This is a genomic window from Pseudomonas sp. YL2, from assembly GCF_023063025.1.
Taxonomy (GTDB): Bacteria; Pseudomonadota; Gammaproteobacteria; order Pseudomonadales; family Pseudomonadaceae; genus Aquipseudomonas; species Aquipseudomonas putida_A.
The window spans coordinates 1-16,894 of the sequence record NZ_JAJSLU010000017.1; the positions used below are offsets into that span (position 1 = coordinate 1).

The 16,894-nt window shown below is 59.3% G+C and carries 17 protein-coding genes; 5 read left to right on the forward strand and 12 right to left on the reverse strand.

Annotated elements, in window-relative coordinates; genetic code table 11:
• Positions 1 to 215 precede the first annotated feature (215 nt).
• The 6 genes from msrQ to LVD08_RS21390 all read right to left on the reverse strand — a co-directional run bounded on the left by msrQ (position 216) and on the right by LVD08_RS21390 (position 6,191).
• Entirely contained in the window at positions 216 to 827 is a 612-nt protein-coding gene (gene msrQ / locus LVD08_RS21365) for a protein-methionine-sulfoxide reductase heme-binding subunit MsrQ (protein WP_247269197.1), read from the reverse strand.
• Positions 827 to 1,840 (reverse strand): protein-methionine-sulfoxide reductase catalytic subunit MsrP, encoded by a 1,014-nt coding sequence (gene msrP / locus LVD08_RS21370; RefSeq protein WP_247269198.1) that lies wholly within the window; start codon positions 1,838 to 1,840, stop codon positions 827 to 829. The genes msrQ and msrP overlap by 1 nt, the downstream gene beginning before the upstream one ends.
• Before the next feature lie 63 nt (positions 1,841 to 1,903).
• Positions 1,904 to 2,761: a CDP-diacylglycerol--serine O-phosphatidyltransferase gene (gene pssA / locus LVD08_RS21375; protein WP_027614080.1), complete on the reverse strand. Its 858-nt coding sequence runs from the start codon at positions 2,759 to 2,761 to the stop codon at positions 1,904 to 1,906.
• A 146-nt stretch (positions 2,762 to 2,907) separates the two neighbouring features.
• Positions 2,908 to 3,924 (reverse strand): ketol-acid reductoisomerase, encoded by a 1,017-nt coding sequence (gene ilvC, locus LVD08_RS21380; RefSeq protein ID WP_007959661.1) that lies wholly within the window; start codon positions 3,922 to 3,924, stop codon positions 2,908 to 2,910.
• A gap of 48 nt (positions 3,925 to 3,972) precedes the next feature.
• On the reverse strand, positions 3,973 to 4,464 hold the full coding sequence (ilvN, locus tag LVD08_RS21385; protein ID WP_003205610.1) for an acetolactate synthase small subunit: 492 nt from the start codon (positions 4,462 to 4,464) through the stop codon (positions 3,973 to 3,975).
• Between the two features lie 2 nt (positions 4,465 to 4,466).
• Complete coding sequence (locus LVD08_RS21390; protein WP_041065497.1) at positions 4,467 to 6,191, reverse strand: acetolactate synthase 3 large subunit; 1,725 nt, start codon at positions 6,189 to 6,191, stop codon at positions 4,467 to 4,469.
• 399 nt (positions 6,192 to 6,590) lie between these two features.
• Here LVD08_RS21390 and LVD08_RS21395 point away from each other — a divergent pair, with 399 nt between their 5' ends.
• Positions 6,591 to 7,007 carry a DUF4124 domain-containing protein gene (locus LVD08_RS21395; RefSeq protein WP_247269199.1) on the forward strand — a complete coding sequence of 139 codons (417 nt, stop codon included), beginning with the start codon at positions 6,591 to 6,593 and terminating at the stop codon, positions 7,005 to 7,007.
• A 114-nt stretch (positions 7,008 to 7,121) separates the two neighbouring features.
• Here LVD08_RS21395 and LVD08_RS21400 read toward each other — a convergent pair whose 3' ends face one another.
• From LVD08_RS21400 to mrcB, 3 genes are read right to left on the reverse strand one after another with little or no spacing between them, the layout of a single operon-like run.
• Positions 7,122 to 7,457, reverse strand: a complete 336-nt coding sequence (locus tag LVD08_RS21400; protein WP_183785999.1) for a YqcC family protein — start codon at positions 7,455 to 7,457, stop codon at positions 7,122 to 7,124.
• Positions 7,457 to 8,212 carry a hypothetical protein gene (locus LVD08_RS21405; protein WP_247269200.1) on the reverse strand — a complete coding sequence of 252 codons (756 nt, stop codon included), beginning with the start codon at positions 8,210 to 8,212 and terminating at the stop codon, positions 7,457 to 7,459. The genes LVD08_RS21400 and LVD08_RS21405 overlap by 1 nt, the downstream gene beginning before the upstream one ends.
• Positions 8,213 to 8,228: 16 nt before the next feature.
• Positions 8,229 to 10,553 carry a penicillin-binding protein 1B gene (gene mrcB, locus LVD08_RS21410; protein ID WP_103367322.1) on the reverse strand — a complete coding sequence of 775 codons (2,325 nt, stop codon included), beginning with the start codon at positions 10,551 to 10,553 and terminating at the stop codon, positions 8,229 to 8,231.
• Between the two features lie 116 nt (positions 10,554 to 10,669).
• Here mrcB and LVD08_RS21415 point away from each other — a divergent pair, with 116 nt between their 5' ends.
• The 4 genes from LVD08_RS21415 to LVD08_RS21430 all read left to right on the forward strand — a co-directional run bounded on the left by LVD08_RS21415 (position 10,670) and on the right by LVD08_RS21430 (position 14,039).
• Positions 10,670 to 12,226 carry a bifunctional aminoglycoside phosphotransferase/ATP-binding protein gene (locus LVD08_RS21415; protein WP_247269201.1) on the forward strand — a complete coding sequence of 519 codons (1,557 nt, stop codon included), beginning with the start codon at positions 10,670 to 10,672 and terminating at the stop codon, positions 12,224 to 12,226.
• 91 nt (positions 12,227 to 12,317) lie between these two features.
• The gene (locus tag LVD08_RS21420) at positions 12,318 to 12,662 is read left to right on the forward strand and encodes a pentapeptide repeat-containing protein (RefSeq protein WP_139054376.1); all 345 of its coding nucleotides are present in this window, start codon (positions 12,318 to 12,320) and stop codon (positions 12,660 to 12,662) included.
• 287 nt (positions 12,663 to 12,949) lie between these two features.
• Positions 12,950 to 13,222 carry a TfoX/Sxy family protein gene (locus LVD08_RS21425; protein ID WP_003228231.1) on the forward strand — a complete coding sequence of 91 codons (273 nt, stop codon included), beginning with the start codon at positions 12,950 to 12,952 and terminating at the stop codon, positions 13,220 to 13,222.
• Between the two features lie 16 nt (positions 13,223 to 13,238).
• On the forward strand, positions 13,239 to 14,039 hold the full coding sequence (locus tag LVD08_RS21430; protein ID WP_247269202.1) for a Crp/Fnr family transcriptional regulator: 801 nt from the start codon (positions 13,239 to 13,241) through the stop codon (positions 14,037 to 14,039).
• Positions 14,040 to 14,265: 226 nt separating this feature from the next.
• Here LVD08_RS21430 and LVD08_RS21435 read toward each other — a convergent pair whose 3' ends face one another.
• From LVD08_RS21435 to LVD08_RS21445, 3 genes are read right to left on the reverse strand one after another with little or no spacing between them, the layout of a single operon-like run.
• Positions 14,266 to 15,117 (reverse strand): ChaN family lipoprotein, encoded by an 852-nt coding sequence (locus tag LVD08_RS21435; protein ID WP_247269203.1) that lies wholly within the window; start codon positions 15,115 to 15,117, stop codon positions 14,266 to 14,268.
• Positions 15,118 to 15,137: 20 nt separating this feature from the next.
• On the reverse strand, positions 15,138 to 15,905 hold the full coding sequence (locus tag LVD08_RS21440; RefSeq protein WP_247269204.1) for a heme ABC transporter ATP-binding protein: 768 nt from the start codon (positions 15,903 to 15,905) through the stop codon (positions 15,138 to 15,140).
• Positions 15,905 to 16,888: a FecCD family ABC transporter permease gene (locus tag LVD08_RS21445; RefSeq protein ID WP_177325663.1), complete on the reverse strand. Its 984-nt coding sequence runs from the start codon at positions 16,886 to 16,888 to the stop codon at positions 15,905 to 15,907. The genes LVD08_RS21440 and LVD08_RS21445 overlap by 1 nt, the downstream gene beginning before the upstream one ends.
• Positions 16,889 to 16,894 lie beyond the last annotated feature (6 nt).

Genomic DNA, 16,894 nt, shown 5'->3' on the forward strand with positions numbered 1-16,894 from the left:
CTCTTTTTCTCCGCTTTCGACCGAGAAGATCGAACCGTCAAAAGAGCCAAACATCACCGCTCTTTCAACTCGTTCCAGGCTTCGATGAACTGAAGCAAGCCGCTGCCGAAAACTGCATAACTCGTTGAATCTCAAGGAGTTTTCCGTTTCGACTGCGCCGGAAGTGGGGCGAATTATAGACCTCTTGAATCTGCCGTCAACCGTTAATTTCAGTTTTATTGCAAAACCTGCTTTTTAGCCAATAAACGCGGGATTCGACGGGCAACGGAAGGCACACGCAGCAGTAAAAGCAATGCACCTATAAAGGCATAGATCGCCCACTCCTTGAGATCAGCACGCACGATCCACAACATATGCAGTAATCCCAGCCCCAGAATCACGTAGACCACCCGATGCAGTTTCTTCCAGCGCACACCCAAGCGGCGCTGGCTGTAGCGATTGGACGTAACCGCCAACGCCAACAGACCAAGGAAACCCAGCGCCCCCACAATAATGTACGGCCGCTTACGCAACTCCACGCCCAACTGTGACCAGTCGAAGCCGAGGATAAACGCCATATAGCTGAACAAATGCAGACCCACATAGGCAAAACACCAAAGTCCCAACTGACGGCGCACAGCAACCCAGCCCGCCCACCCCGTCAATTTCTGCAGCGGCGTCATGCTCAAAGTGATCAGCAGCAATACCAGCGTCCCCAGCCCCAATCGATCAACCAGGACTTTGCCAGGATCCGGCCCGAGCAAATCGGCGAACGCCTGATAAAACCAAAGCAATGGCCAGATCGCCGCCGCAATGAACACGCCTACACGCCAGAACGGATATCGCATCAGTAGTTCTTCCGCAGATCGAGCCCTGTATATAAAGAAGCGACTTCATCCGCATAGCCGTTGAACATCTGTGTATCACGCACATTCGGCTTGAACAGACTGTTCGGCAGACGCCGCTCCCGTGCCTGAGTCCAGCGCGGGTGATCAACCGTCGGATTCACGTTGGCATAAAACCCGTACTCATCTGCCGCGATGCTCTGCCAGGTAGTTTTCGGTTGCTCGCTGACCAGACTGATCCGCACAATGGACTTCACACTCTTGAAGCCGTACTTCCACGGCACTACCAGGCGCAGCGGCGCACCGTTCTGATTCGGCAACTCACGGCCATACATGCCAACCGCCAGAATCGCCAGCGGACTCATCGCCTCGTCCAGGCGCAAGCCTTCTACATATGGCCAGTCGATCAGGGCGAAACCTGAGCGCTGACCCGGCATGCTTTTGGGATCCTGCAGAGTCTCAAAGCGAATGTACTTGGCGTTGGAGGTGGGTTCGACCTGTTTGAGCAGCGCAGAAATCGGAAAGCCAATCCACGGGATGACCATCGACCACGCCTCAACACAGCGAAGGCGATAGATACGCTCCTCCAACTGGTACGGCTTCATGAAGTCTTCCAGCTCGTAACGCCCTGGCTTACCCACCTCCCCGTCCACGACCACGCTCCACGGCTCGGTTTTCAGCGAACCGGCATTGGCCGCCGGATCACCCTTGTCGGTGCCGAACTCATAGAAGTTGTTGTAATGGGTCGCGTCTTTATAAGGCGTGATCGCCTCATCCTTGACGTTGACGGCGCCCCACTTGGTAGAAGGGAGCTTCTCAGCAAACCAGGCAGGCGCCTTGCCCGGCTCGACATCGGCATAACGCGCCGCATCCCCGGCACTGGCCCAACGCGGCAGGCTGCTCACGGCGATACCGGCAGCGGTAGCTCCGAGCAATTGGCGACGAGAAAGATAAATGGATTCAGGCGTGACATCCGACTCATGGCAGTCGGACGCTTTGGGGATTTTGATCAGCATGGCAACTCCGCAGCTTTGGAGGACAGATGCACCCATAGACTGCGGAGTATGCGGGAAATTACATCATTCGGCGTTTTTGTGACGACGAAGACGCAACAGGTATTGCACAGGGCCGGAAGCGGCGTAACCGAGGAACACCAGCAGTAGAATTCGCGGTGGATCGCTGAACACCACGGCGAACACCAGCACCACGGCGAGGATCGCCACGAACGGCACGCGCCCCTTCAAGTCCAGCTCCTTGAAGCTGTTGTACTTGATGTTGCTGACCATCAGCATGCCGGCAGCCGCCACCATCAAGGCGACCAGGAACGACATCTTCGAACCCTGAATGCCGTAATCGCTGAACGCCCAGACGATTCCCGCGACCACGCCGGCAGCTGCCGGGCTGGCCAGACCAATGAAATAGCGCTTGTCCGCAGTTCCGACCTGGGTATTGAAACGCGCCAGACGCAATGCCGCGCCGGCGACATAGATGAAGGCAACCATCCAGCCGACCTTGCCCATGTCACCCAATGCCCAGCCAAAGGCCAATAGCGCCGGTGCGACACCAAAAGCGACCATGTCGGACAGCGAGTCATATTCGGCGCCGAAGGCACTTTGCGTATTGGTCATGCGCGCTACGCGACCATCGAGACCGTCGAGCACCATGGCTACAAAGATTGCGATCGCGGCAAAGGCGAAATACTTGCTCGCATTCGCAGAGTCCCCGGCGCTCAAGGCAGCCTGGGCACTCATCGAGTTGATGATGGAATAAAACCCTGCGAACAGGTTCGCAGTGGTGAACAGATTCGGCAGCAGATAGATACCACGATGCCGGACTTTACGACCTTCTGCGTCGTGCCCTTCCTCGACATGTTCATCGATGGGCAGCAGGCTTTCGGCGTCAGAAGCCTGGTTCGGCTCTTCGGGACGTTCGCTCATGGACATTACCTTGCAACGGTTTGGAAAGTTTCGACAGGTGCCTGTGACGACGGTTCGGCCACAAACGATGCAGCTTTATACCAGAACCATCGGTTTCAAACGAAAAAACGCGGCCGAGGCCGCGTTTTTCGTACAAGAATGACGACTTAGTTTTTGGCTTTGTCGACGATCTTGTTGGCACCGATCCACGGCATCATGGAGCGCAGTTGCTCGCCGATGATTTCGATACCGTGAGCGGCGTTGTTACGACGCTTGGCGGTCATCGAAGGGTAGCCGGTAGCGCCTTCGCTGATGAACATTTTGGCGTATTCGCCGTCCTGAATACGTTTCAGGGCATTGCGCATGGCCTGACGGGATTCGGCGTTGATCACTTCCGGACCGGTCACGTACTCGCCGTATTCAGCGTTGTTGGAGATCGAGTAGTTCATGTTGGCGATACCGCCTTCGTACATGAGGTCTACGATCAGCTTCAGTTCGTGCAGGCACTCGAAGTAGGCCATTTCCGGCGCATAGCCAGCTTCAACCAGAGTTTCGAAACCGGCTTTCACCAGCTCAACGGTACCGCCGCACAGTACGGCTTGTTCGCCGAACAGGTCGGTTTCGGTCTCGTCCTTGAAGGTAGTTTCGATGATGCCGGTACGACCGCCACCCACGCCAGCTGCGTAGGACAGTGCAACGTTTTTGGCGTTGCCCGAAGCGTCCTGGTAGATCGCAATCAGGTCAGGGATACCGCCGCCCTTCACGAACTCGGAACGCACGGTGTGACCCGGGGCTTTCGGCGCGATCATGATCACGTCGAGGTCGGCACGCGGAACAACCTGGTTGTAGTGGATCGCGAAGCCGTGGGAGAAGGCCAGGGTGGCACCTTTCTTGATGTTCGGCTCGATTTCGTTCTTGTACAGCTGGGACTGGAATTCGTCCGGGGTCAGGATCATGACCAGGTCGGCACCGGCAACAGCGGCGGCCACGTCGGTCACTTTCAGGCCGTGAGCTTCGGCTTTGGCAACGGTAGCCGAACCCTTACGCAGACCGACGGTTACGTCGACACCGGAGTCTTTCAGGTTGCACGCTTGGGCGTGGCCCTGGGAACCGTAACCGATGATGGCAACTTTCTTGCCCTGGATGATCGACAGGTCGCAGTCTTTATCGTAGAAAACTTTCATGAATTTCCCCTATATATCCAGGCCGTTCAGGCCATTCGCTAATTTGGTTTAGATGCTGAGTACTTTGTCGCCGCGGGCAATGCCGGTCACGCCGCTACGGACGGTTTCCAGAATCGATGCGGTGCCGATGGACTGAATGAAGCTGTCGAGCTTGTCGCTGGTACCGGTCAGTTGAACGGTATACACGCTGGCGCTGACGTCGACGATCTGTCCACGGTAAATATCGGTGGTGCGTTTGATCTCGGCGCGCTGGGCGCCAGTGGCCTTGACCTTGACCAGCATCAGCTCGCGCTCGATGTGAGCGCTTTCCGACAGGTCCACCAGCTTGACCACTTCGATCAGCTTGTTCAGGTTTTTGGTGATCTGCTCGATGATTTCATCGTGGCCAACAGTGGTCAGCGTCAGACGCGACAGAGTCGGGTCTTCGGTTGGCGCCACCGTCAGGCTTTCAATGTTGTAGTTGCGCTGCGAGAACAGGCCGACTACGCGAGACAAAGCGCCGGGTTCGTTTTCCAGAAGCAGGGAAATAATGTGCCGCATGATTAAGTACGCTCCGTCTTGCTCAGCCACATATCGCGCATGGAGCCGTCTTTGATCTGCATCGGATAGACGTGCTCGCTGGTATCGACCGAAATATCGATCACCACCAGACGATCTTTCATGGCGAACGCCTCTTCCATCTTCGACTTCAAGTCTTTCGAATCGGTGATGCGCACGCCGACGTGACCGTAGGCTTCAGCCAGTTTGACGAAGTCAGGCAGCGACTCCATATAAGAGTGCGAGTGACGGCTGCCATAGCTCATGTCCTGCCACTGACGAACCATCCCCAGAACACCGTTGTTCAGGATGACGATTTTCACCGGCAAGCCATATTGCAGGCAGGTCGACAGCTCCTGGATGTTCATCTGGATGCTGCCTTCACCGGTGACGCAGGCAACGTCGTCATCCGGGAAGCTCAACTTGATGCCCATTGCCGCCGGGAAACCGAAGCCCATGGTGCCCAGACCACCGGAGTTGATCCAGCGGTTAGGCTTGTTGAACTTGTAGTACTGCGCAGCGAACATCTGGTGCTGGCCCACGTCGGAAGTGATGAAGGCATCGCCCTTGGTCACTTCGCACAGGGTCTCGATCACGGTCTGCGGCTTGATCAGGCTGCCGTCGCCCTTTTCATAAGGGAACAGGCCGCGATCACCGCGCCACTCATCGACTTGCTTCCACCAACTGGCGACGGACTCCTTGTTCGGGGTCTCGCCGATTTCCTTGAGGATCGCGACCATTTCGGTCAGGACGCTCTCCACCGGGCCAACGATTGGCACGTCGGCCTTGATGGTCTTGGAGATCGAAGCCGGGTCGATGTCGATGTGGATGATCTTGGCGTTCGGGCAGAACTTCGCCGCGCCGTTGATTACACGGTCATCGAAACGTGCGCCGACAGCCAGGATCACGTCGGCATGGTGCATCGCCAGGTTGGCGGTGTAGCTGCCGTGCATGCCGAGCATGCCGATGAACTGCCGGTCGGTACCCGGGAAGCCACCCAGGCCCATCAAGGTGTTGGTCACTGGCAGGTTGAGCATTTTCGCCAGTTCGGTCAGCGGTGCGGAACCGTTGCCGAGGATCACGCCGCCACCGGAATAAAGCACTGGGCGTTTGGCCGCCAGGAGCATTTCTGCCGCTTTGCGGATCTGCCCGGAGTGGCCGCGAACGGCCGGGCTGTAGGAACGCAGCTTGGCTTTTTTCGGGAAGACGTATTCGAACTTCTCGGCCGGGTTGGTCATGTCTTTCGGGATATCGACCACGACCGGGCCCGGACGACCGGATTGCGCCAGGTAGAACGCTTTCTTCATGACTTCCGGGATTTCCGAGGCGTGCTTGATCATGAAACTGTGCTTCACGATCGGCCGGGAGATACCGATCATGTCGGTTTCCTGGAACGCGTCGGTGCCGACCATGGTGCTTGGCACCTGACCGGAAATGATCACCATTGGAATCGAATCCATATAGGCGGTGGCGATACCGGTGATGGCGTTTGTGGCGCCAGGACCTGATGTCACCAATACCACGCCGGCTTTACCGGTGGCACGGGCATAGCCGTCAGCCATATGGGTAGCCGCTTGTTCGTGACGAACCAGGATGTGGGTCACTTCCGGTTCTTTGAACAGGGCATCGTAAACATGAAGAAGAGCACCACCCGGGTACCCGTAGATATATTTGACGCCTTCGTCACGCAAGAAGCGGACGAGCATCTCACCGCCAGATAAAAGCTCCACGTTGTTCACCTCTAAAACGCCAGAATACCGTCCACACAAAAGGGGCGGGTCTTAATAGGTTTACTTCTCGGCAGAGCATGAGCGACGGTGGTCGCCGACTACGTCAGCACTGACTGAGCAAGTATTGGGATCGTCCCAAGTGTTGCGGGCCTTTCCCACCCAGCGCGAGGTAACGCGTTGCGGGTGTAACAGGTCGACGCGGATATGCGCCTCATGATCTACCGAGTGGGTCTGCTTCTGGCAGTCCCTCTACAGCGGACTTTGGATTCTTCTGTTTCGCCCTCTCCAAGTCAAGCCGTCAATGTGCTTAATTGTGGGTAAGCACATGAGAACGCAAGAAAAAACCTGAAAACAGCTACTCTGTTAGCGTCAATTGCGCAATTTTGCCAAGGAATCAGCATGCGAACGCTTCTGTTAACTCTGCTGATCGGCCTCAGCCCATGGTGCTCGGCTGCTCAGATCTACAAATGGGTCGATGCCCAAGGCGTCACGCACTTCGATGCGCAGCCACCGCAAGGTCTGCCGGCGACGACCGTGCAGACGCCCTCCTCGCCCCCACCGAAACCTGCCGCCATGCCTGGCAGCGGTGCACTGGGCGATCAGAAAGCCATCGACGACAAGGTGAAGAAACAGGTGAGCCAGCAGCAGGCGCAGCTCAAGGCATTTTGCGAACAGGCACGGACGAACCTGGCGCAATTGCAGAACAATCCGCGGTTGAGGGAGGAAGTGGAAGGACAATTAAGGCGGCTGGATGATGCGCAGCGTCAGGAGCGCATTGTCGAAGCGCAGAAGCAGATTGCGCAGAACTGCGAATAGTCACCTGTAGTAGCTGCCGCAGGCTCGGGCCGCGATCGGACGATCTTTTGATCTTGCTTCCAAGAGCAGATCAAAAGATCGCAGCCTGCGGCAGCTCCTACAGGGAGATCGGCACTAGCGCGAGGCGGTAATCAGCAGGTCGAACTCTTTGAGCAGCACCTGCAGCTGTCGATCCTTGCCCTGCAGATTACGCTGGGCAAAGACCATTTCGGCCATTTCCTGAATGCCCGAGGCATTGGGCAACGGCAGATCCTGCTCAAGGATCATCTTCATCCGTGGCAGGAAGATCCACTGCAGCCATTGCTCGAAATCCAGCGTGTCGACCGAAAACGGCTCCACACTGCTCAAAGCCTCGGGGGACGGCTGGACCTCGTCCCACCAACCCTGCGCGCGCAGTTCACGCTCGATCAGCAGCAACTGATCGGCGATTTTCGGGAAACGGGAATCCATCACAGCGAAACCTTGGCCTTCTGACGAGCCAGCGCTGCGCCGGCGGAATCGCCTTGTTTCTCACGGGACTGCGCGATGATCTCCCACAGGTTGGCCTGCAAGTCCGGACGACCGTTGGCCATGGTCAGTGCACGACGGGCGAACTGCTCGGCCTGCGGCGCGTCGCCTTGAGCCATGCGTACTTGCGCCAGACGATAGAGCACTTGCGGTTCACGCGGGGCAACGCGTTGAGCACGCTCCAGGCTGGAAGACGCACCGTTGAGGTCCCCACCGGCCTGCTGCTGTTGCGCAGTGGTCAGCAAGGCGAGCACCGGGCCATCGAGCTGTTCGTCCGCCGACAGACCACCGCCACTGCTGGCCGAAGGAATCCCGCTTGGCGTCGAAGGCATGCTGTAGCTGCCGGAGTTGATCGGTGCCGACTCGACCGGCGACGGGTTGTACGGCCCTGCGGTGATTCCGCCGGAGGCCGGGCCCGGCACGATCGGCGAGGAGCTGATCGGCGCCGATGTTGTGGCGCCACCACCCGGCACCATCACCACCACGCCGGTATCGCCTTGCGGGATGGCCTGGGATTGCGCCTGGCCCTGGACTGGGCGCGTGACCGTCGTCTTGCGGAAACTGCCGTTGGCCGACAGCCGTTCGCTATTGGACACGGCCGTGCCGGAATCCACCACCGGGATCGAACCACGCTGTACGGTAGAGCAGCCACTGAGCAAAGCCACGGCAGTCACCGCTGGAATCAACCACTTGTTCACTTGAAACCCTCTTTGCTTAATTCATCCAGCCCTTGACCCAATCCATCACCGACTCCGGCGAGGCAGGCGTTTCGCTTGCACACGCGGCGCCGGGTGGCGGTTCGCTGCCGCGAATATACGGCATCTGCACCGCCCCCGGACAGTTGGCATCGGAGCCTTGCCCGGTACGCGAATCGACCCACGCCTGCACAATGTTGTCCGGCTGCGGCATGTCCAGCGGCAGCGGATCGGCCTTGCGCATGAAACTGGTCCAGACCTGCAATGCACCGGTCGCCCCGGTGAACGGGGTCTTGCCGTTGTCGTCGCGACCCAGCCAGACCACCGCCAGCAGATCCTGACTGAAACCGGCGAACCAGCTGTCACGCGAATCGTTACTGGTACCGGTCTTGCCGGCCAGCGTCAGGGTCTTGGGCAGCACGTTGTAAACCGAGCTGCCGGTGCCTTCACGCATCACCCGCTGCATGGCGTTCTGGATCAGGTAGATGGACGCCGGATCGAAACGCTGCTCGATCTGGAACGGATAACGCTTGAGTGGTTCGCCCTCGGCGGTCAGCACACTGCGAATCCCGCGCATCGGTGTATTGAAACCACCGTTGGCGAGGGTCTGATACATGGTCGCCACTTCGATCGGGGTCATACCGCCAGCACCCAGCAACATCGACGGGAACGCCGGGAATTCCCGGGTCACGCCCAGACGCGCAAGGGTCTTGAGCACATTCGGCACACCGACTTCCAGACCCAGGCGCGAGGTCGACAGGTTGTACGAATGCGCCAGCCCTTGATAGAGGAAGACTGTGCCGTGGGAGCGACGGTCGTAGTTCTGTGGCTTCCACACCTGGCCGTCCGCGCCTTTGATCGACAGCGGATCATCCGACAGCCAACTGGTCAGCGTGTAACGGCTCGGTTTTTCCAGTGCGGTCAGATACACCGCTGGCTTGACCAGGGAACCGATCGGCCGCACGGCGTCCAGCGCCCGGTTGAAACCGGCGTAACTGGCCTGACGGCTACCGATCATCGCCTGCACTTCGCCGGTTTCCGGGTTGGTCACGACCATCGCCGCTTCCACGTCATCGGAGCCCTTGCGTCCAGCCAGCCGTTTGAAGGTGTCATTCACCGACGCTTCGGCCTTCATCTGCAGAATCGGGTCGAAACTGGTGAAGATCCGCAAGCCTTCTTCGGTCAAGTCCTCGTCGCGATAGTCTTCGCGCAACTGGCGTTTGACCAGATCGATAAAGCCCGGGAACGAGCTGTCGGCAAGCTTGCCGCGCGTGGTCACACCCAGTGGCATTTTCTTCGCCGCTTCGACCTGTTCGGCAGTCGCCACGCCTTGCTGCTCAAGCACGTCGAGCACCAGGTTACGCCGTTCCAGCGCACGCTCGGGATTGCGGCGCGGGTTGTAATAGGACGGGCCCTTGACCATGCCGACCAGCAGCGCGACCTGATGCAGCTTCAGCTCGGACAGTGGCTGACCAAAGAAGAACTGGCTGGCCAGACCAAAACCGTGCACGGCACGCTGACCATCCTGGCCGACAAAGACTTCATTGAGGTAGGCCTCAAGAATTTCCTTTTTGTCGTAGTGCAGTTCCAGCAGCATCGCCATCATCGCTTCGGTGAGCTTGCGGCTCAGGCTGCGCTCGTTGGTCAGGTAGAAGTTCTTCACCAGTTGCTGGGTCAGCGTACTGCCGCCCTGGGTCATCTTGCCGCCAGAGGTGTTGACCCAGATGGCCCGGGCAATCGACTTCGGCGACACGCCCCAGTGGCTGTAATAGTCGCGGTCTTCCACTGCTACCAGGGTTTCCAGCAGGTACGGTGGCACCTGATCGAGCTTGATCAGGATGCGGTCTTCAAGGTTTTTCGGGTAAATGCCGCCGATCATCAGCGGCTCGAGCCGCACCACGGACAATTTTCCGCCATTGAGCCCGGAGAGCTCGGCCACATAGTCGCCAGAGAAACGCACGCGTACTGGCTGGGCTTTTTCCAGGCCTTCATAGAACTGGAAGCCGCGGGTATTCAGATCAACGGTATTGCCGTTGACGGCGGCAGCGCCGGGGCCATTGCTCACGGCTTCGCGGCGATAGCCCAAGGCATCGAGCTCGGTGAGGAAATCTTCCTTGCTCAGCTTTTGTCCGACGAACAGCTCAAGCGGACGCGCGTATACCTTGGCCGGGATGGTCCAGCGCTTGCCGGAGAACTTCTCCTGCACCACGGCATCGAGGTAAACGGCGAAGCCGGCCAGCACCACAAGGCCGACCAGGCTGAGTTTAATGGCCCAGCTCAACCACGGGCTGAGGCCCTTGGAGACTGGTTTTTTCTTGGTACGGGGGGATCGAGTTCGAGTCATGGCGGCGGATTATACGCACTTTATTCATACTCAACAGGAGCGCTCCGAGGTTTGCGTCAGGCTGGCGAGCGGCCATAATGGCGACCTCGAATTTCCCAGTCTCTGAAGGATCGCCCGTGAGCCAGTCCCTGATCGCTGCCCTGCAAAACCCGGCCCTCTACCCGCACCCCGTCGAAGGGTTCCAGGTCATCGAAACCCATATCTCGTGGGTGATCCTCACCGGCCCGTTTGCTTATAAAGTGAAGAAGCCAGTGAATTTCGGCTTCCTTGACTTCACCGGCCTCGAATCCCGCGCACATTTCTGCGCTGAAGAACTGCGTCTGAACCAACGTCTGACCGATGATTTGTATCTGGACGTGTTGCCAGTGACCGGCAGCGTTGATGCGCCACAACTGGGTGGCGACGGCCCGGTGATCGAATATGTGCTGAAGATGCGTCAATTCCCGCAGACCGGCCTGCTCAGCACCCTGCAGGCCAACGGTGAGCTGACCACCCAGCACATTGATGAAATGGCCGAGCAGATCGCCAAATTCCACCTCAGTGCGCCAAAAGTCCCGGCCGACCACGAGGCCGGTACCCCGGACAGCGTGATGGCCCCGGTGCGCCAGAACTTCGAGCAGATCCTGCCGTTCCTCAGCGACAAAAACGATCTGCTGCAACTCGAAGCCCTGCAAGCCTGGGCCGAAAGCAGCTTCGATCGTCTCAAGGCACTGTTCAGCCAGCGCAAGGCCGAGGGTTTCACTCGCGAATGCCACGGTGACATTCACCTGGGCAACGCGACTGTCATCAATGGCAAAGTGGTGATCTTCGACTGCATCGAGTTCAACGAACCGTTCCGCTTCACTGACGTCTGGGCCGACACCGGTTTCCTGGCGATGGACCTAGAAGACCGTGGCCTGAAATCCCTCGCCCGCCGCTTCATCAGCCAGTACCTGGAGCTGACCGGCGACTATCAAGGCCTGGAAGTGCTGAACTTCTATAAAGCCTACCGCGCACTGGTTCGCGCCAAAGTCGCGCTGTTCAGCATGCCGGCGGATGCCACCCCGGTGCAGCGCGCAACCACCCTGCGCCAGTACCGCAACTACGCCAACCTGGCAGAAAGCTACAGCACCATCCCATCGCGCTTCATGGCCATCACCCACGGCGTATCGGCTGTCGGCAAGAGCCACGTGGCGATGCGTCTGGTCGAAGCGCTGGGCGCGATTCGCCTGCGTTCCGATGTCGAGCGCAAGCGCCTGTTCGGCGAGCAGACCGTAGCCAACGACGTGCAGGCGGGGATTTACAGCGCCGACGCCAGCGTTGCCACCTATGCCCGCCTGCATGAGATTGCCGGAGTGATCCTGCACGCCGGTTTCCCGGTGGTGATCGATGCGACCTACCTCAAGCGCGAGCAACGCGACAACGCCGCTCAGGTGGCCGAAGCCACCGGCACGCCGTTCCTGATCCTCGACTGCAACGCGCCTCAGGCGGTGATCGAAAGCTGGCTGGCGATTCGTCAGGCTGACAAGAAGGACCCTTCCGACGCCACGCTGGCCGTGATCGAGGCCCAGCAGGCCAGCCGCGAGGCGCTGACGCCAGAAGAGATTCTGCGCAGCAAACGCGTGCAGACCAATGAAAGCGGGACCCTCGACACCGTAGTCGCACAGATCCGTCAGCGTCTGCCAGGCCTGTAAGAAACTATTTCGGCCGTGAAGCCCTCGCTTGCTTCACGGCCGTCAAATAGTGGCACTATACTGGCGTCATAAAACCAACAGGTGATGTGACATGAGCCAGCCGAAACTTCTCGACACCCCGCTTTTTGCCTTGCTGCACAAAGACGACATCACAGGCTTCAACAAGGAACGCCCGAACGACGGCCCGATCGACATGGTTGGTGGCGACTTTCGTGGTCTCGACTTGCGTGAACTGAACGCCGATGGCGTGGATTTCCGGGACGCGTACTTTCGTTCTGCCGATTTGCGTGGCATCGACTTCCGTAATGCATCACTCGAAGGCGCGAGCCTGGCGCATGCACAGATTTCCGGAGCGTACTTCCCGCCAGAGCTGAGTGCTGACGAGATTTTGATGTCGATGAATTTTGGTACACGGTTGCGTTATCGCACACGCTGAGCACCATCGGCAGCCCCTGACACAACACCCTCCCCTTGTAGGAGTGAGCCTGCTCGCGATAGCCGACTGACATTCAAAATGGATGTCGGCTGTTACGCCGCTATCGCGAGCAGGCTCACTCCTACAGTTGTATGCGTCACACTCCTTACTATTGCATTCGCCAGATCTCATCGCCTTTCTTAGAAGCGTTTGCGTCTAATCCGACCAAACAACCACGCTTTTCCTACTGATGGCTACACTCCTGAGAAGATCGCCCACGCACCATTCGGCCGTCGCAAGGAGGCTTGATGAATGATGAACTGCAACACCTGAAGAATCTTGGCAAGACGTCGGCGCAATGGCTGCATGCCGTGGGCATCCACAGCGCCTCGGACTTGCGTCGCCTGGGGGCGGTGGACGCCTATCGGGCCGTGCGTACCCGCGGGTTTCGCGCATCAAAGGTGTTGTTGTACGCGATCGAAGGGGCGCTGATGGATGTGCACTGGAACGACATCCCGGCCGAACGCAAAGACGCCTTGAACAAGCAGCTCGAAGCCATCTCCTCGCGTCACAAGAACTGAACAGGCGCTGACGGCCATGTATCTGCTCGGGGAACAATCGGCACCGGTCGATGCACTGATCAATCGCTTGCAGAGCTTGCCCGCGCGTTGGCTGGAAGGCCTTGCGCCGTGCGGGCCAGCCTTTGAGCCAGAAATCTCTGACAACCTGATGGAGCAGCTCCCACACGATCAGCTGTTTCTGCTGACAGAAGGCGTAATCAACGGCTACATCGGTGGCCGTGCGCTGTTTTACTGGCAGGAAGGCGATCTGATCGGTCTGCAGCAAGGTGACGCCTGGGCCGATTGCCGACTGCGCAGCGACGGACCATCGCGCTTGTTGCCCTATCGGCGAACCGATCTGTTCCAGCATTTTTATGCCGAACCGGATCGGGCCGAGCAATGGCTTGAGTATCTGCTGGGGCAGATGGCGCTGCTGGCTCACGCGGTGGCCGAACTGAAGCCACGGGAGTTTCGCAGCACCAATGGCTTCAAACGGGTCGAAAGCGGTGAGGTGTTGATCCAGCAGGGCGATGCCGCTGATCACGTCTTCGTGATCATCGAGGGGCATGCCGAAGCGTTTGTTGATGGGCACAAGGTCGGCGAAGTGCCCAAGGACGAGATTTTCGGCGCCATGGCGGTGTTCACCGGTGAACCGCGCAATGCCACTGTCATCGCTCGCGAGCCAAGTACGGTGATGCTGATTCCAGGCGAACAGTTTCTGAGCATGACCCGCAACAATCCGAAGATCGCGCACAGCCTGATTGAGAGCATGGCCCGCCGCATCGGCCAGCTCAACCAGCAGATCACGCAACTGAGCGCGGTGAAAGCTGCGCGTTAAGTCCCTTGTTTCCGGGACATTCCGGCCATTTGCACGACTAAATCAAGCAAATGGAAAAACAGTGGTTGACTCGCTAATGAGAATCGCTATGATTATCACAACTGGTCGCGAGATCAGTCGATATTCTGAAAAGCCCTTGGTTCGGACTCTCAGATTATCTCCTCATCAGGCTAATCACGGTTATTTGACCCGGTTTTTACCGGGTCTTTTTTTGCCTGTGGAAAAGTCATTGGCCAAATTGTTTGCGCATCTGTGCGCAGTAATCCTGCGCGGGCGTGGCCGGGGTGTACCAGACGTAATCGGCCATCGCCGCAGTCACCTCGGCGCCCTGCTCGGCCAGCATCAGCACCGTTGGCGCTTGGGCTGCGCCCAAATCCAGAACATGCAGCGGCACGCCAACATCCTTGCGCGCATGCCAGGCACCCGCCAACAGTAACGCTGGCGTCGGCGCAGCCATCAAGCGTTCGGCCATACGCCGATCCCGCTGTTGTTGAACAGCAAGCATCGCCGGCATCTGTGATTTGGGCAGCAAGCCGCAATGTGAGTCGCTGATCTGTTCGAGCAGCGTGGCTTTCACCAATGCCGCATTGCTGCGAACACCGCTCAGGGCGGGCGACTGGCGATAGACAGCGCGGATTTCGCCGTCATCCAGATTGGCCGCCAACAGCGGATAGGGTTGCGTGAGGGCGAACCGAACGATCGGTCCATAAAGATTCCAGTCCCAGCCATCCTGCCAGGCCAGTGCGGCGGCAAGATCGCTGGGCGGCGTTGCCGCATGACGAACCTGATCAACCTTCGGCTGTTGGTCCGGCGTGAGCATCTCCAAAAGCAGGCTGCCTTGGGGCCGCTGCTCACCCAGCGCCTGCATCAGCCATAACTGCACAGCGTGATGATCGGCGTTGTCATGTTGCTCGCCAATGATCAGCTGTTGCGGCTTGGCCAGACGCGCCAGCAGTTCCTGCGCCGTCAACACCTGGCCGCTGTGCAGATCGCGTATCTCACCACTGACTGGTGGTGGCGCAGCAACATGCTGACACCCCGTCAGCCACAACACCGCTAACAACCAGATCCCGCGCATACCATCACCTCGATGAGAAATCAGCGGGCGATGATCAGCGGATGCCCACGCTCCGGGTGCGGCTGCACCAATACTTCGAGACCGAACACGGCTTTGAGCGCGTCCGGTCGCAAGACCTGCTGCGGTGTACCCAGCGCCACCGGGCGCCCGCCCTCAAGCAGCAACACCCGGTCACAATAGCGCGCCGCCAGATTCAGATCATGCAGGATGACCAGCACTGCCGCGCCACGGTCGGCAAATTCACGCACCGCTTGCAGCGTCGTATGCTGATGCAGTGGATCAAGCATCGAGGTCGGCTCATCCAGCAACAGCGTTTGCCCGGCCTGCCCCGGCCATAACTGCGCCAGCACCCGCGCCAGATGCACGCGCTGGCGCTCGCCACCCGACAATGCCAGATAACTGCGCCCGCTCAGATGCCCGGCATCCGCAGCGGCCAGCGCTGCCGCAACGATCTCGTCGTCGCGCGCCCGACCGCTCTGATAAGGCAGACGGCCCATGCCGACCACTTCTTCCACGCGAAAGGCAAAATCCAGCGTCGACACCTGCGGCAACACCGCCAGGCGCTGGGCACGTTGCGTACCTGTCCAGTGATTCAGCGCCTTGTCGTCGAGCAACACCTCACCGTCACTGGCCGTCAGCTCACCGCACAAGGCACCGAGCAAGGTGCTTTTGCCGGCACCGTTCGGTCCGAGCACACCCAACACCTCACCGGGTTCAAGCTGGAGGGTGACGTCGCTGAGGACGGTCTTGCGTCCGCGACGGATGTGCAGATTGTGCGCACGCAGCATCAGGCACGACCTCGCAGCAACAGGTAGAGGAAGAACGGCGCGCCGATAAACGCCGTGACGATACCGATCGGCAACTCCGCCGGCGCCAGCGCCAACCGCGCCACCAGATCCGCCAGCAACAACAGGCTCGCCCCCGCCAGTACCGACGCTGGCAGCAACACCCGGTGATCGGGCCCGGCCAATAAACGCACCAGATGCGGCACCACCAGCCCAACGAAACCGATCATCCCGGCTGCCGCTACCGCCGCGCCAACACCCAACGCCGTGCAGAACACCAATTCACGTTTGAGCCGCTCGACATCGATCCCCAGATGCCCCGCCTCGGATTCACCGAGCAACAACGCATTCAGCGCCTTGGCACGCCGCGGCAACCACAACGCGACGCCAGTGCTGATAATCAGCAACGGCCACAAACGCGCGTAACTGGCGCCATTGAGGCTGCCCAGATTCCAGAAAGTCAGCGTACGCAAAGTCGCGTCATCCGCCAGATAGGTGAACAGACCCACCGCCGAGCTTGCCAATGCCGTCAGGGCGATCCCGGCCAGCAGCATGGTCGCGACGTTAGTCTGGCCGTTGCGCCGACCGAGCCGATAGACCAGCGCCGTCACCCCCAGTCCACCGAGAAACGCGCACGCCGACAACAGGTACGGCCCGAACCACTCCGGCAAACCGCCAAAAAATGACCCGCCGACAATCGCCACCGCCGCACCCAGCGCTGCCCCACTGGAAACCCCGACCAACCCGGGATCGGCCAGCGGATTGCGAAACAAGCCCTGCATCGCCACACCCGACAGTGCCAGCACACCGCCGACGGCCAGACCGAGCAAGGTGCGCGGCAGACGGATCTGCCCGAGGATCAGCTCGGCCTGCTCCAGACCGTCCGGCGCCAACGGCACACCGACCATGCGCAATGCGGCGCGTAACGTATCGAACAGCGGCAGGCTCACCGGCCCCAGCGCCAACGACAGCCAGATGGCCAGCAAACACAG

Bases quoted from the DNA above. Each gene is read 5' to 3' on its own strand.
- msrQ (WP_247269197.1), bottom strand. From the start codon at position 827: ATGCGATATCCGTTCTGGCGTGTAGGCGTGTTCATTGCGGCGGCGATC.
- msrP (WP_247269198.1), bottom strand. From the start codon at position 1,840: ATGCTGATCAAAATCCCCAAAGCGTCCGACTGCCATGAGTCGGATGTC.
- pssA (WP_027614080.1), bottom strand. From the start codon at position 2,761: ATGAGCGAACGTCCCGAAGAGCCGAACCAGGCTTCTGACGCCGAAAGC.
- ilvC (WP_007959661.1), bottom strand. From the start codon at position 3,924: ATGAAAGTTTTCTACGATAAAGACTGCGACCTGTCGATCATCCAGGGC.
- ilvN (WP_003205610.1), bottom strand. From the start codon at position 4,464: ATGCGGCACATTATTTCCCTGCTTCTGGAAAACGAACCCGGCGCTTTG.
- LVD08_RS21395 (WP_247269199.1), top strand. From the start codon at position 6,591: ATGCGAACGCTTCTGTTAACTCTGCTGATCGGCCTCAGCCCATGGTGC.
- LVD08_RS21400 (WP_183785999.1), bottom strand. From the start codon at position 7,457: ATGGATTCCCGTTTCCCGAAAATCGCCGATCAGTTGCTGCTGATCGAG.
- mrcB (WP_103367322.1), bottom strand. From the start codon at position 10,553: ATGACTCGAACTCGATCCCCCCGTACCAAGAAAAAACCAGTCTCCAAG.
- LVD08_RS21420 (WP_139054376.1), top strand. From the start codon at position 12,318: ATGAGCCAGCCGAAACTTCTCGACACCCCGCTTTTTGCCTTGCTGCAC.
- LVD08_RS21425 (WP_003228231.1), top strand. From the start codon at position 12,950: ATGAATGATGAACTGCAACACCTGAAGAATCTTGGCAAGACGTCGGCG.
- LVD08_RS21430 (WP_247269202.1), top strand. From the start codon at position 13,239: ATGTATCTGCTCGGGGAACAATCGGCACCGGTCGATGCACTGATCAAT.
- LVD08_RS21435 (WP_247269203.1), bottom strand. From the start codon at position 15,117: ATGCGCGGGATCTGGTTGTTAGCGGTGTTGTGGCTGACGGGGTGTCAG.
- LVD08_RS21440 (WP_247269204.1), bottom strand. From the start codon at position 15,905: ATGCTGCGTGCGCACAATCTGCACATCCGTCGCGGACGCAAGACCGTC.